Annotated in this window: 13 protein-coding genes; 8 read left to right on the forward strand and 5 right to left on the reverse strand. The window is 68.4% G+C overall.

The features are described 5' to 3' along the window. Window positions 1–2 precede the first annotated feature (2 nt). Window positions 3–503: a GNAT family N-acetyltransferase gene (locus LCL61_RS07490; RefSeq protein ID WP_340686167.1), complete on the forward strand. Its 501-nt coding sequence runs from the start codon at window positions 3–5 to the stop codon at window positions 501–503. A gap of 76 nt (window positions 504–579) precedes the next feature. Here LCL61_RS07490 and LCL61_RS07495 read toward each other — a convergent pair whose 3' ends face one another. Continuing rightward, window positions 580–1,119: a YbhB/YbcL family Raf kinase inhibitor-like protein gene (locus LCL61_RS07495; RefSeq protein WP_340686168.1), complete on the reverse strand. Its 540-nt coding sequence runs from the start codon at window positions 1,117–1,119 to the stop codon at window positions 580–582. Between the two features lie 161 nt (window positions 1,120–1,280). On the opposite strand from LCL61_RS07495, the gene LCL61_RS07500 reads away from it, so the two are divergent. The 7 genes from LCL61_RS07500 to LCL61_RS07530 all read left to right on the forward strand — a co-directional run bounded on the left by LCL61_RS07500 (window position 1,281) and on the right by LCL61_RS07530 (window position 8,611). Beyond that, a complete protein-coding gene (locus LCL61_RS07500) occupies window positions 1,281–2,048 on the forward strand; it encodes a DUF4097 family beta strand repeat-containing protein (RefSeq protein ID WP_340686169.1) in 768 nt (255 codons plus the stop codon). 27 nt (window positions 2,049–2,075) lie between these two features. Beyond that, a complete protein-coding gene (locus LCL61_RS07505; RefSeq protein ID WP_340686170.1) occupies window positions 2,076–2,747 on the forward strand; it encodes a DUF4097 family beta strand repeat-containing protein in 672 nt (223 codons plus the stop codon). Next, window positions 2,744–4,150: an alpha/beta hydrolase gene (locus LCL61_RS07510; RefSeq protein WP_340686171.1), complete on the forward strand. Its 1,407-nt coding sequence runs from the start codon at window positions 2,744–2,746 to the stop codon at window positions 4,148–4,150. Before LCL61_RS07505 ends, LCL61_RS07510 begins: the two co-directional genes overlap by 4 nt. 167 nt (window positions 4,151–4,317) lie before the next feature. After that, window positions 4,318–6,189: a molecular chaperone DnaK gene (gene dnaK, locus LCL61_RS07515; protein WP_340686172.1), complete on the forward strand. Its 1,872-nt coding sequence runs from the start codon at window positions 4,318–4,320 to the stop codon at window positions 6,187–6,189. Continuing rightward, on the forward strand, window positions 6,186–6,965 hold the full coding sequence (grpE, locus tag LCL61_RS07520; RefSeq protein ID WP_340686173.1) for a nucleotide exchange factor GrpE: 780 nt from the start codon (window positions 6,186–6,188) through the stop codon (window positions 6,963–6,965). The genes dnaK and grpE overlap by 4 nt, the downstream gene beginning before the upstream one ends. Before the next feature lie 33 nt (window positions 6,966–6,998). Beyond that, a complete protein-coding gene (gene dnaJ / locus LCL61_RS07525; RefSeq protein WP_340686174.1) occupies window positions 6,999–8,177 on the forward strand; it encodes a molecular chaperone DnaJ in 1,179 nt (392 codons plus the stop codon). A gap of 5 nt (window positions 8,178–8,182) precedes the next feature. Continuing rightward, window positions 8,183–8,611 carry a heat shock protein transcriptional repressor HspR gene (locus LCL61_RS07530; protein ID WP_340688519.1) on the forward strand — a complete coding sequence of 143 codons (429 nt, stop codon included), beginning with the start codon at window positions 8,183–8,185 and terminating at the stop codon, window positions 8,609–8,611. Window positions 8,612–8,825: 214 nt separating this feature from the next. Here the strand turns inward: LCL61_RS07530 and LCL61_RS07535 are convergent, their stop codons facing one another. The 4 genes from LCL61_RS07535 to LCL61_RS07550 form a co-directional block, all read right to left on the reverse strand. Next, a complete protein-coding gene (locus LCL61_RS07535; RefSeq protein ID WP_340686175.1) occupies window positions 8,826–9,434 on the reverse strand; it encodes a DUF305 domain-containing protein in 609 nt (202 codons plus the stop codon). Then, the gene (locus LCL61_RS07540; RefSeq protein WP_340686176.1) at window positions 9,419–10,171 is read right to left on the reverse strand and encodes a lytic polysaccharide monooxygenase; all 753 of its coding nucleotides are present in this window, start codon (window positions 10,169–10,171) and stop codon (window positions 9,419–9,421) included. The genes LCL61_RS07535 and LCL61_RS07540 overlap by 16 nt, the downstream gene beginning before the upstream one ends. A 160-nt stretch (window positions 10,172–10,331) precedes the next feature. Beyond that, window positions 10,332–11,432, reverse strand: coding sequence for a globin domain-containing protein (locus LCL61_RS07545; protein WP_340688520.1), 1,101 nt, complete (start codon window positions 11,430–11,432; stop codon window positions 10,332–10,334). A 457-nt stretch (window positions 11,433–11,889) separates the two neighbouring features. Further along, window positions 11,890–13,095, reverse strand: a complete 1,206-nt coding sequence (locus tag LCL61_RS07550) for a globin domain-containing protein (RefSeq protein ID WP_340686177.1) — start codon at window positions 13,093–13,095, stop codon at window positions 11,890–11,892. Window positions 13,096–13,208: the final 113 nt, after the last annotated feature.

Below are 13,208 nucleotides of genomic sequence, written 5' to 3' on the forward strand. Positions count from 1 at the left end.
TCATGAGGACTGTCGGCGCATACGAACTGGACGACGACCCGGCACGGATGGACCTCGACGTGGTGTGGAAATGCCTGTCCACCGAGGTCTACTGGGGCAAGTGGCGAGACCGCGAGCTGGTCGAGAAGGTCTTCAGGAACGCGTGGCGGGTCGTCGGCGCGTACGAGACTTCGAGCGGCCGGCTGGTCGGGTTCACGCGGGCGTTCTCGGACACCATCGGCAGCGCGTACCTCGCGGACGTCTTCGTCGTCGACGAGGCGCNGCGGGCGTTCTCGGACACCATCGGCAGCGCGTACCTCGCGGACGTCTTCGTCGTCGACGAGGCGCGCGGCGCGGGGCTCGGCAAGGAACTGGTCCGGGAGATGATCGACAACGGACCGGGTGCGGAGTTCCGGTGGATGCTGCACACCGCCGACGCGCACGGTTTGTACCGGCGGTTCGGCTTCGGCGACCCGCCCGAGGGGCAGTACATGGAGCGGACGCGGGCGAACGGGCAGGTCTAGCGAGAGCGGCCAAAGTCCGTGAAGGCCTCCTTGCCTACCCTGAGAGTAGGGAAGGAGGCCTTCACGGAAAGCCGGTTCAGCCCTTGTTCTCGTGCAGGGCCGTGAGCGACGCCCGGGCGATGGCGTGGCTGAAGAGGTTGAAGCCAAGGAAAGCCGGCGTAGCGTCTTCGCCGACTTCCAGCTTTTCGACGTCGACGGCGTGCACCGTGAAGATGTACCGGTGCGGCCCGTGTCCGGGCGGCGGTGCGGCGCCGAGGAACCGCTTCACGCCACCGTCCCCCTTCAGGGTGACAGCGCCCGCCGGAAGGCCGGAGCCCGTCTCGTCGCCCGCGTTCGCGGCCAGCGCCGTCACCGACGCCGGGATGTCGAAAACCGCCCAGTGCCAGAACCCGCTCGCCGTCGGGGCGTCCGGGTCGTAGCAGGTCACGGCGAAGCTCTTGGTCCCCTCGGGAAAGCCCTCCCACGACAGCTGCGGCGAACGGTCCTCGCCGCCCGCGCCGAAGATCCCGGAAAGCTGGGGCGTCGGCAGGAAGCCGCCTTCCTCGATGTCGGTGCTGCTCAAGGTGAAGGCAGGCAGATCGGGCAGGAAATCGTACGGATCGGGTGCCTGCGGCATGCGTCCTCCTGATCGTCGAACAGATGACGGAGCCAGGTTATGACCCCGAGGACCCCGGCGCGGGATCAGGGACGAATCCGGGGGTTACCCCTATGTCCAACCCGCCGCGCTGCCCTTAGCGTCGAGCTACACGAAAACCTGCTCTGGAGGGACTCAAGACCATGGCGCGCCCACTCCTCGCGATCGGAGGCATCGCGTTGATCGGCGTCGGTGTCCTCACCGGCCTCGGCTGGTGGTGGCCGTCCGACGCGGAGGCCACCTCGGAGGTCACCCAGCCGATTCGCAGCGTGCGGATCGACAATGACGAGGGCGGGGTCAAGATCCGCACCGGCGAGGGGCCGGTCCGGATCCACCAGGAGTTCGAGTACCGCTGGAACAAGCCGGGCGACTCCTTCCGCGTGGAAGGCGACACGCTGGTCCTGGCCGGGTGCGGCACCACCTGCGAGGTCCGCTACGACGTGGTGGTCCCGGCCGGAATCCCGGTCTCGGGCAAGCTGGACTCGGGTGCGCTCGACATCGCCGGAGTGTCCACTGTGGACGTCACGGTCGATTCCGGCGCCGTGTCCGTCGCCGACGTGCCGGGCACCGTCAAGGTCCGGTCCGACGCGGGCCGCGTCGAACTGGCGAATATCGGGCAGGCCGTCACCGTGCGGGCGGCTTCCGGTGCCATCAAGGGGGAACGGCTCGGCGGCAACGTCGATGCCCACACCGACAGCGGCCGCATCGAACTCGAACTGGTCAAGGGCGCCGACGTCGCGGCGCGGACCGCCAGCGGTTCGGTGGAGGTGACCGTTCCGGCAGGCGACTACAACGTCACCGGCACCAGTGACAGCGGCAGCCGCGACATCGACGTGAACCAGTCCGGTTCCGCCCAGCACAAACTCGATCTCAACACCGACAGCGGAAGCGTCAAGGTCAAAGCGGCCTGACGGACTTATCGGGGGAAACACTTTCTCATGGGGAACAAAGAAAAGCGCGTCCTCGGCGCGCTCGCTCTCGGCGCGCTGACCGCCTTCGGGATCGTCGGCTGCACAGGGGAATTCCAGCAGAAACTGAGTGACGGCGCGCCCGTCACCGAGCAGGTCACCGCGATCCGGGTGGACGTCCCGGTCGGCGCGGTGACGCTGCGGGTCGAGGACGGCGCGCCCGTCTCGCTGCGCCGCGAAGTGACTTATAACGGCAAGAATCCCGGCAAGACGTACAGCGTCGAGAACGGCACGCTGGTCCTCGGCGGCTGCCAGCAGTGCGGCGTGGACTACGACGTCGTGGTGCCGCGCGAGCTGGCGATCTCCGGGTCCATCGGCACCGGCAAGATCACCCTCGCCCGCGCCGCCTCGGTCGATCTGAAGGGCGACGTCGGCGACTTCAAGGTGATGAACACGTCCGGGCCGGTCAACCTGCGCACCGGCACCGGGGACATCGAGGTCGGTCTCGCGAAGCCCGGCGCGGTCACCGCGAACGCGGAGGTCGGCAAGGTCGTCGTGTCCGTCCCGGACGGCGCGTACCAGGTCCGCGCGAAGGCGGAGGTCGGCAAGGTCGAGACCGGCGGTGTCCGGCAGGACCAGGGGTCGGCGAACGTCCTGGACCTCCAGGCCGGCACCGGCTCGATCACGGTGAAGCCCGTATGAAGACGCTCGCCGCGATCACCGCGCTGACCCTGCTGCCGCTTTCCGCGCTGCCTGCGTCCGCCGCGTCCGGGATCGACTGGAAGCCGTGCGCGACCGAGTACGCGCCGACGCTGGAATGCGCGAGTCTGCCGGTGAGCGACGGCTTTTCGATCGCGCTGGCGAAACTGCCGGCGGCCGATCCCGCGCGCCGCATCGGCTCGCTGCTGACGAATCCGGGCGGTCCCGGTGGCGCCGGGGTCACCGTGCTCAAGTACGGCGGCCGCGGTTTCGCGCTGGACCAGCCGGAAATGGCCGAAGTGCGGCAGCGGTTCGACGTCATCGGGTTCGACCCGCGCGGCGTCGGCGACAGCAGGCCCGCGATCACCTGCGGGCCGGGGCTGCACGATCCGGCGATCAGCCGCTTTCCGCGGAGCCGCGCGGACTACGACAAGCTTCTCGCGCACAACCGCGCTTCGGGCGGCGAATGTCTGAAGAGGACCGGGCCCGGATTGTCCTCTGTGGACACTTGGCGGGCCGCGGACGACATCGAAGCGATCCGGGTCGCCCTCGGTGAGCCGAAGGTGAACTGGCTCGGCGTCTCCTACGGTTCCGAACTCGGCGCCGTATACGCGGAGAAGTACCCGAAGCGCGTCCGGACGATGGTGCTCGACGGCGCCGTCGACCACTCGCGGCCAACCAGGCAGGCGGTCCTCGAAGAGGCCATCGCGACCGAAAGCGCGCTGAAGGACTTCGCGCGGTGGTGCACGACGTCGGCCGACTGCGCGCTTCGCGGCAAGGACGTCCTCGCCGCTTACGACGCACTGATGCGGACGCCCGGCGGCGTGCCGTCGAAACAGCTCGGGCGGAAGGTGACCGCCGAGGAGATGGCGTCCGGTGTCTACGGCAGCCTCATTCTTCCCGCGTTCTGGCCGGACCTCGCGAAGGCGATCGAGGCCGCGACGGCGGGGAACGCGGACGGACTGCTGCCGTACTCCCAGCTCGACCCGTCCTATGGCGCGTATCGCGCGATCGGCTGTCACGACTTCGGCTCGCCGTTCACCTCCTACGCCGACATGCTGGCGATGCAGGGACTGGTGAAGACCCTCTCGCCGCACGGCTGGCGGTACTCGGAGTTCTGGGACATGGCGAGCGGGTGCGCGGGGTGGCCGGTGCCTTCGGCGTACCTGCCGCGGCCGCAGCGCGTCCAGGGCGCGGCGCCGATCCTCGTGGTCGGCGGCGAACACGATCCGGCGACGCCGCTGGTGTGGGCGAAGGGGCTCGCGCGGAACATCGAGAACTCGACGTTGCTGGTCGACGCCGGGTACGGGCACACGGGGCTGCTCAACTCGGCCTGCGTGCGCACCGAAGAGGTGAAGTACCTGGTGAGTGGTGTCACACCCGCTCCCGGCACGGTCTGCCGGTAGATCCGGGAACAAGACGACCGTGCCGCACGTTGAGCCGGATGCAAGGTTGAGTGAGGGTGACTCAAGTCCGGCTTGACGGAAGCCCCATCATCCCGATACAACTTGCGTTGAGCCCACTCAAGGTGGGCCGAAACGTGCAGGTCACGAACTAGCAGGAGGATCACACCATGGCGCGAGCGGTCGGCATCGACCTCGGCACGACCAACTCGGTCGTCGCTGTCCTTGAGGGCGGCGAGCCGACGGTCATCGCCAACTCGGAAGGTTCCCGCACCACCCCGTCCATCGTCGCCTTCGCCAAGAACGGCGAAGTGCTGACCGGCCAGCCGGCGAAGAACCAGGCCGTGACGAACGTCGACCGGACCATCCGGTCGGTCAAGCGGCACATCGGTACCGACTGGAAGACCGAGATCGACGGCAAGGCCTACACCTCGCAGGAGATCAGCGCCCGCGTGCTGATGAAGCTCAAGCGCGACGCCGAGGCGTACCTGGGCGAGACCATCACCGACGCGGTCATCACCGTCCCCGCCTACTTCGAGGACGCGCAGCGGCAGGCCACCAAGGAGGCCGGGCAGATCGCCGGCCTGAACGTGCTCCGCATCGTCAACGAGCCCACCGCGGCGGCGCTGGCGTACGGCCTCGACAAGGGCGAGAAGGAACAGACCATCCTGGTCTTCGACCTCGGTGGCGGTACGTTCGACGTCTCGCTGCTGGAGATCGGCGAGGGTGTCGTCGAGGTCCGCGCGACCTCCGGTGACAACCACCTCGGCGGTGACGACTGGGACGAGCGCATCGTCACCTGGCTGGTCGACAAGTTCAAGTCGTCCAACGGCATCGACCTCACCAAGGACAAGATGGCGCTCCAGCGCATCCGTGAGGCCGCCGAGAAGGCGAAGATCGAGCTCTCCAGCTCGAACTCGGCCAGCATCAACCTGCCGTACATCACGGTGGACGCGGACAAGAACCCGCTGTTCCTCGACGAGCAGCTCTCCCGCGCCGAGTTCCAGAAGATCACCTCGGACCTGCTCGAGCGCACCCGCAAGCCGTTCAACAACGTCATCCGTGACGCGGGTGTCGCCGTCGGCGACATCGACCACGTCGTGCTCGTGGGTGGTTCCACCCGGATGCCCGCCGTGTCCGAGCTGGTCAAGGAGCTGACCGGCGGCCGCGAGCCGAACAAGGGCGTCAACCCGGACGAGGTCGTCGCCGTCGGCGCGGCGCTGCAGGCCGGTGTGCTCAAGGGTGAGGTCAAGGACGTCCTCCTGCTCGACGTGACCCCGCTTTCGCTGGGCATCGAGACCAAGGGCGGCGTGTTCACCAAGCTCATCGAGCGCAACACCACGATCCCGACCAAGCGTTCGGAGATCTTCTCCACCGCGGACGACAACCAGCCCTCGGTGCAGATCCAGGTGTTCCAGGGTGAGCGCGAGATCGCGGCGCACAACAAGAAGCTCGGCATGTTCGAGCTGACCGGTCTCCCGCCCGCCCCGCGTGGCGTGCCGCAGATCGAGGTCACCTTCGACATCGACGCCAACGGCATCGTGCACGTCCTCGCGAAGGACCTCGGCACGAACAAGGAGCAGTCGATGACGATCACCGGTGGCTCCGCGCTGCCGAAGGACGACATCGAGCGCATGGTCAAGGACGCCGAGGCGCACGCAGAGGAGGACAAGCAGCGCCGCGAGGAGGCGGAGACCCGCAACCAGGCGGAGACGCTGGTCTACCAGACCGAGAAGTTCGTCAAGGACAACGAGGACAAGCTGCCCGACGAGCTCAAGGGCAAGGTGAAGTCCGCGATCGACGAGGCCAACGAGGCGCTCAAGGGCACCGACTCGGCGAAGATCCGCGAGTCCATCGAGAAGCTGAACACGGCTTCGCAGGAGCTGGGCACCGCGCTCTACGCCAACGCCACCCCGGGCGCCGAAGGTGCCGCCGGTGATGGCGCCGCCGGTGCGGCGGGCTCGGGTGCCGGTTCGCAGGCCAAGGCGGACGACGTCGTCGACGCCGAGATCGTCGAAGAGGACGAGAAGGACAAGAAGTGACCGGACGCTACGACGAAACCGAGGGCCGGGGCCCGGACGAACCGGTGGTCGTGCGGGACCGTAGGCGGATCGATCCGCTGACCGGTGAGGTCCGATCGGCCGCCCCGGCGACCGAGCCCAAGGATGGTCCGAAGCACGCCGCTCCGACCGAGGACCCGGTGGCGCCTGCGGCGCAGACCGAGCCGGAGCCCGCGGTCCACGCGGGCCCCGGCCTCGGGGAGTCCATTGTGGACGACTCCGTGTCGGTGGCCACCGGACTGGAGAAGGAGCTGGCGGAACGCACCGCCGACCTCCAGCGTCTCCAGGCCGAGTACGCCAACTACCGGAAGCGCGTGGACCGCGACCGCGAACAGGTCGTCGCCGGCGCGAAGGCGTCGGTCGTCAACGATCTGCTCCCGCTGCTCGACGACCTCGAGCGCGCGGAGCAGCACGGCGATCTGACGGGCGCCTTCAAGGCGGTCGGCGAGAAGCTGGTCGGGAGTCTGCAGCGGTCGGGCCTCGAGCCGTTCGGTGCCGAGGGCGAGCCCTTCGACCCGAGCGTCCACGAGGCGGTCCAGCACAGCACGTCGCCGGACGTCACCGGGCCGACGGTCACCACGGTCATGCGCCGCGGATACCGCTTCGGCGAACGCGTGCTGCGCGCGGCGCTGGTCGGGGTCACCGACCACGAGCCGGGCGCGGCTCCCGCGCCGTCGGCGCAGGACGCCCCGGTGGACCCGCCCGTCGGCGGCGAGCTGCCGCTCGAGGGCGAACTTTTCGATGAGAACGACCGCTGATCGGCGATACGGCGTGAAAGGAGGAGACGTTCGGTGAGTGCACGGGAATGGATCGGTAAGGACTTCTACCGTGAGCTGGGCGTCTCCTCCGACGCCACCGCGGACGAGATCAAGAAGGCCTACCGCAAGCTGGCCAAGGAGAACCACCCCGACGCCAACGCGGGCAACGCGGAGGCCGAGAAGAAGTTCAAGGCGGTCTCCGAGGCGTACGGCGTTCTTTCCGACGCGTCCAAGCGCAAGGAGTACGACGAGGCTCGGCGCCTCTTCGGCTCCGGCGGTCCCGGCGGCTTCGGCTTCCCGGGGGCCGGCGGCGGTGGCGGCGGCGGTTTCGACGTCGGCGACATCTTCGGCCAGGCGGGTCAGCAGCAGGGCGGCTTCGGCGGTCTCGGCGACATCCTCGGCGGGCTCTTCGGCCGCCGAGGCGCGGCTGCCGGTGCCACCGCGAACCGGCCGCAGCGCGGCGCGGACGTGGAGACCGACGTCCGGATCGATTTCGCCGAGGCGGTCAAGGGCGCGACCCTGCCGCTGCGGCTGTCGAGCCCGGCGACCTGTTCCACCTGCGGCGGCAACGGCGCGAAGCCGGGGACTTCCCCGAGGACGTGCGCGACCTGCCAGGGCAGCGGGCTGGTCAGCCGGAGCCAGGGCGCGTTCGCGTTCTCGGAGCCGTGCCGTGACTGCCGTGGCCGCGGCACGATCATCGACGACCCCTGCCCGGAATGCGCGGGCGAGGGCATCAGCACCCGCACCCGCACGCTGACCGTGCGGATCCCGCCGGGCGTCGCCGACGACCAGCGGATCCGGCTGGCAGGCCAGGGTGAACCGGGCCGTGGCGGCGCGCAGCCGGGCGATCTGTACGTCCGCGTGCACGTCGCTCCGCACGCGGTGTTCGGGCGCAAGGACCTCGACCTGACGATCACCGTGCCGGTCTCCTTCACGGAGCTGGCCCTCGGTGGCACGATCACCGTGCCGACGCTTGAGGGCAAGGTCTCGCTGAAGGTGCCGCAGGGCACAGCGAGCGGTCGCGTGCTCCGGGTGCGTGGCAAGGGAATCGCGAAACGCGACGGCTCGCAGGGCGATCTGCTGGTCACCCTGCAGGCGGCCATCCCGGCCAAAGTGGACGACAAGGCTCGTGAAGCGCTGGAGGCCTACGCGGAGGCCATGGCCGATCACGATCCGCGACCGGAGATCACCGAACTTCTCGAAGGCAGGTGAGCACGATGTTCGGCGGGCTGCCGCACGGTGCGGACGAGGACACCCCGGTGTTCGTCATTTCGGTGGCGGCGCAGCTTTCCGGCCTGCACGCGCAGACCCTGCGGTCCTACGACCGCCAGGGTCTCGTGTCGCCGGGCCGGACCTCCGGCGGTGGACGGCGTTACTCGATGCGGGACATCGCGTTGCTGCGCGAAGTGCAGCGACTGTCCCAAGAGGACGGTGTCAACCTCGCGGGCATCAAGCGGATCATCGAGCTGGAGAACCAGGTCGACGCGCTCCGCGCGCGAATCGCCGAACTGACCGAAGAGCTCACGGCGGCGTACGTCGCCGCCGAACAGACGGCCGCGGCCGTGCACGCCTCCTACCGCAAGGATCTCGTTCCCTTGCGGCAGCAGACGGCGCTCGTGGTCTGGAAGCCCAGAAAACGCAATTAGTCCTCTGAATGCTCCGGGTCACCTTTGAGGTACCTGCTGCATGGGGTCCGGAACGCCACCGCGGCAGCACCTTGCCAAGTACATGAAGGCCCCCTTCCTCGCGCCTAGGTGCAGGAAGGGGGCCTTCATGTACTTCTCCGCAAGGCGGAGGTGGCGGAGCCTGAGCCCAGCGCGACGCGGTCGCCTTACCCCGCATTCAGAGGACTGAATGGCGTTATTGGCCGGGCACCAGGGTCCGGATCTGCTGGACCTCGCCGGTGCGCGAGTCCATGATCCGCTGGGCCAGCGCTTTCGCCTCCGGGTTCTTGCCGTCCTTCAGCTCGGTCCTCGCCAGGGCGACCCCGTTGTGCTGGTGCGCGACGAAGATGTCGGCGAAGTCGAGGCCGAACTCCGCACCATCCTTTTTGGACAGTGCTTCGAGGAGGCCCTTGTCGGTGAGTCCGTCGCCACCGTGATGGTGGTGCGCGTGCGGATCCGCCGAACCCGTCTCGGGTTTGCCCCAGGCCTTCAGCCAGTTCCGCATGTCGGTGGTCTCGGTCTGCTGCGTCGCCTCGATGGCGGCCGCGAGATTCGTCAGCTCCTGCTTCTGCCCCTGCTTGGCCTTCACCAGTTTGACGATCTCCACGCCCTGGTTGTTGTGGGCGATCATCATCTGCAGGAACATCACGTCGGCGTCGTTGTACTCCGCGGACGCCCCCGCCGACTGGGGGACCGGGGAGATCGGGGCGCCGGCGTTGGGCGGTGAGCCGTCGCCGGCCCCGCAGCCCGCGAGGGCCACGAGACCGGCGACGAGAACGAGGGCCAGCTTCACTGCCGTGTCCACAGCGCGGGCGTGTTCGGCGGCTCCCAGCCTTGGATCGCCGTATGTGCCATCTGGCACCGGTAAGTGACGCCGCCGTAGGTCACCGTGTTGCCGACCGCGTAGGACGTCCCGGCCGCCCAGGTGCCGCCGGTGGGCGGGTTGGTGGTGCTGGTCGGCGGGTTCGACGTCGTGGGCGGGTTGCTGGTGGTCGGCGGGTTGCTCGTCGTGGGCGGGTTGCCGCCGCCGATCTGCAGGTCGATGCAGCTGTAGAAGGCCATCGGCGTGTCCGCGATGTTCCAGATGGCGAGCACCTTCTGCCGGCCGCTGAAGCCGTTCAGGCTCACCGTGTGCGACGTCGGGTCCTTCGGCGCGGAGTTGTTCCCGCTGATGTCGGCGATCTTGGTGCCACCGATGTAGTACTCGTAGTTCGTGGTCCGGTGGTAGGCGGTGAACTTCCAGTTGAAGGTCACGCTGTTGCCGACCGACGCGGCGGGCCACGGCTTCGATTCGTCGTTGAGCTCGGCGAATCCGGGAACGCCGCCGTTGCAGCTGCGGAGCCCCTTGGGGCCTTCGACGCTCTGCGGTTCGTAGACGATGGCACCGCAGCCGGAAACCTTGCCTTGGGCGCAGTTCGCCTGGCGGCTGGGCGGGGACAGTACGTAGCCATGGGCGCTGGCCACCTGCGGGATGGCCACGATGGCGATCGGGGCGAGGATCGCACCGGCGGCGGCTGCCACGAGCTTGCGTTTGACGGTCATGCCGGCTCCTGGGGGATGGAACGACGGTGTTCCCGTGAGGGGGAGCAATGTGGTCTAGACCATAAATCCGCCGGTGACCGCGGTCAATGATTCACTGACCTACTGCTGCGTCGAGCCCAGAGGGAACAGCCGATCGGCCTAATACGAACGACGCGTCGGCTCAGTCCAGGGTGAAGGGGTCGTACTTGATCCGCTCCAGGTCGGTGCCCGCGGCGAGCAGTTTCGCGATCGTCGCCCGGATCATCGGCGGTGACCCGGCGACGTACACGTCGCGCTCCTTCCAAGCGCCGCGCTGGGTGACCGCCGTGGCCAGCGTGCCGCGGTCGCCGCCGGCGATGGTGCCTTCCTCGGTCACCGGGGTCACCGTCAGCCAAGGGCAGGTGACGGTGAGCCCGCGGAGTTCGTCGAGGGCGTAGAGGTCTTCCGGACGGCGGCCGCCGAAGAACAGGTGCACCGGCGGGTTGTTCGTCCAGCGCGACATGTCGTCGAGCAGGGCGAGCAGCGGCGCGATGCCGGTGCCGCCGCCGATCATCAGCAGCGGGCGGCGTTCCGTGTGGTTCACCGAAAGCGCGCCGAGCGACGGGCCGAGGCGCCAGACGTCGCCGAACCGGGTGTGGTGGACGATCGCGCGCGAGACCCAGCCGCCGCGCACGGCGTGCACGTGGAACTCCATCGTTCCGTCTTGGTGCGGCGCGGTGGCGGGCGAGAAGTATCGCCACATGCGCGGCCGCTGCGGGACTTCGACGCTGACGTAGCCGCCGGCCCGGTACGGGAGCGGCTGGTCGGTGCGCACCTTGACCACGGCGACGTCGCGGGAGGCGAGGCGGTGCTCGATGACGGTCGCCTTCCACCACGCGGGCCCGGTCTGCTTGTTCGCGGCCTCGCGCATGTGCTTCGAAATGACGCCGTACGCGGTGACCCAGGCGTCTTCCAGTTCCGGTGTCCAGTCGTCCTTCAGGAACCTTTTCAACGCGGCGATCAGCGCGACGCCGACGGCGTCGTAATGGCGGCCGACGACGTCGAACTTCCGGTGGTCACGGCCGAGCTGACCGAGGAACGTGGCCAGCTCGTCCGGCCGGTCCACCATCTGGACGACGTAGACGAGTGCGCGCAGCAAACGATTTCGCTGCGTGGCCATGTTGATCGGGAACAACGCCCTGGCATCCGGCGAAACGGAGAAGAGCACGCCGTAGAAGTACTGGGACAGCTCCTCGGCCTTCGTTTCGACGGCGGCGAAACTCTCCCTGATGAGCTTGGCCATCGCGACGGTCTTGTCCGCCGACGGTGTTTCGATCAAGGGTGGAACGGGAATCGGTGAAGATCTCGACGGACTCGGCGGATGCTCGTACTTCACTGTTTCGGCAGTCATGGGTGAACGATTTTCTCCAGTTGGATCGGGCATATTCTCCAGACCCGATGTCATCGTGCTCGTGTTCCCCCGAGGGGTCCCGACTGTATGCCCGAACGTCGCGAAAGCATCCACGAATGGTTGTTTCCCGCTCGAACGGAGCAAACGATATACGCGCCGTCAACACCGTCTGGCACTAAGTAAAGGTGATCAAGAAGACGGGATTTTCCTTGCTCACCAGGGTTTTTCGCCACGGGGGCCGGAAAGCGTGATCCGCCGATCGGGTGGGTTTTTCTCCGTGATTACCGGGTCACGTAACGGTATGCGTCCGGTGACTGATCCCCATTGTGGAATCGCATTCGGACAGCGCCTAGTCGATGGTGAAGGGGTCATACGCGATCTGGTCGAGCGCGCTGCCCGCGACCAGCATCCGGGACACCGTCGCGCGGATCATCGCGGGCGAGCCGGCGACGAGGATCCGGTGCCCCGGCCAGGATCCTTGCTGGGTAACGGCTTCCGCGAGCGTGCCCTGCACGCAGCCGGGGGCCTCTTCACCGTGTTCGACCACCGGCGTCACGGTGAGCCACGGGTTCGTGGCCGCGAGAGCGCGCAACTCGTCGAGGTCGTAAAGGTCCTCACGCGACGGTCCGCCGTAGAACAACTGGACCTTCGGGTTCTCGCCCCACTGCGCGAGGTCGTCCAGGATGGCGCGCAGCGGCGCGATGCCGGTGCCGCCGGCGATCATCAGGACGTCGCGGCCGTCGGTCCGGTCGATGGACAGCCTGCCGAGCGGCGGTCCCAGCCGCCAGACGTCGCCGGGCTGCGTGTGGCTGACGATGGCGCGCGACACCCAGCCGCCGTCGACGGCGCGCACGTGGAACTCGATGCCGCCGTCCTCGCGCGGCGCGTTCGCCGGCGACAGGTAGCGCCAGAGCCGTGGTCGCTGCGGTACTTCGACGCTCATGTACTGACCGGGCTGGTACGGCACCGGGAACTCGGGTTGGACGCGGACCAGGGCGAGATCCCAGGTGAGCCGCCGGTGTTCGAGCACGGTGGCCGACCACGACGCCGGGTTGACGTCGGCCGCGGCTGCCTCCTGCATCGCGCGGGCGACGATGGTGAACGCCTCCGCCCAGGCCCGTTCGACCTCCGGTGTCCAGTCCGGACCGAGGTGGTTCTTCAGCGAGGCGAGCAGCGCCGTGCCGACGGCCTCGTAGTGCCGCGGGATGACGCCGAACTTGCGGTGGTCGCGGCCGAGCTGGGTCAGGAACGGCACGAGGTCGTCGGGCCGGTCGACCATCTGCACGATGTGGACCAGCGCGCGGACCAGCCTGCCGCGCTGGACCTCCATGTTGATCGGGAAGAAGTCGCGGGTCGCCGGCGCGAGGGTGAACAGCATCCCGTAGAAGAACTGGGAGATCTCCGGGATGAAGGGCTCCGACTTCGCCCAGGTGTCCCGGATGAGCCGCACCATCGCGGTGACCGCGGGCGGGGCTTCGCGCGGCGCCGAGGACCGCGGGACCGGGCTGACCGCGTCGGCCGTCACGGGCTGGGAGTCGCTGATCGGGTAGCGCATGCCGGAAGACGGTTCCCCAGGTTCACGAACGAGGGTCCACTGGAGAAGAATTCACGGATCATTCACCTCTCCGGTCGGTGGCTGTCGGGCCGGTCGGCTGGTTCCGGCTCGCT

This window comes from Amycolatopsis coloradensis (genome assembly GCF_037997115.1).
GTDB classification, from domain to species: Bacteria; Actinomycetota; Actinomycetes; order Mycobacteriales; family Pseudonocardiaceae; genus Amycolatopsis; species Amycolatopsis coloradensis_A.

What these genes read in the sequence shown, in the direction of transcription:
- LCL61_RS07495 (WP_340686168.1), bottom strand. Translation starts at nt 1,119, where the DNA reads ATGCCGCAGGCACCCGATCCGTACGATTTCCTGCCCGATCTGCCTGCC.
- LCL61_RS07500 (WP_340686169.1), top strand. Translation starts at nt 1,281, where the DNA reads ATGGCGCGCCCACTCCTCGCGATCGGAGGCATCGCGTTGATCGGCGTC.
- LCL61_RS07505 (WP_340686170.1), top strand. Translation starts at nt 2,076, where the DNA reads ATGGGGAACAAAGAAAAGCGCGTCCTCGGCGCGCTCGCTCTCGGCGCG.
- LCL61_RS07510 (WP_340686171.1), top strand. Translation starts at nt 2,744, where the DNA reads ATGAAGACGCTCGCCGCGATCACCGCGCTGACCCTGCTGCCGCTTTCC.
- dnaK (WP_340686172.1), top strand. Translation starts at nt 4,318, where the DNA reads ATGGCGCGAGCGGTCGGCATCGACCTCGGCACGACCAACTCGGTCGTC.
- LCL61_RS07530 (WP_340688519.1), top strand. Translation starts at nt 8,183, where the DNA reads ATGTTCGGCGGGCTGCCGCACGGTGCGGACGAGGACACCCCGGTGTTC.
- LCL61_RS07540 (WP_340686176.1), bottom strand. Translation starts at nt 10,171, where the DNA reads ATGACCGTCAAACGCAAGCTCGTGGCAGCCGCCGCCGGTGCGATCCTC.
- LCL61_RS07545 (WP_340688520.1), bottom strand. Translation starts at nt 11,432, where the DNA reads ATGGCCAAGCTCATCAGGGAGAGTTTCGCCGCCGTCGAAACGAAGGCC.
- LCL61_RS07550 (WP_340686177.1), bottom strand. Translation starts at nt 13,095, where the DNA reads ATGCGCTACCCGATCAGCGACTCCCAGCCCGTGACGGCCGACGCGGTC.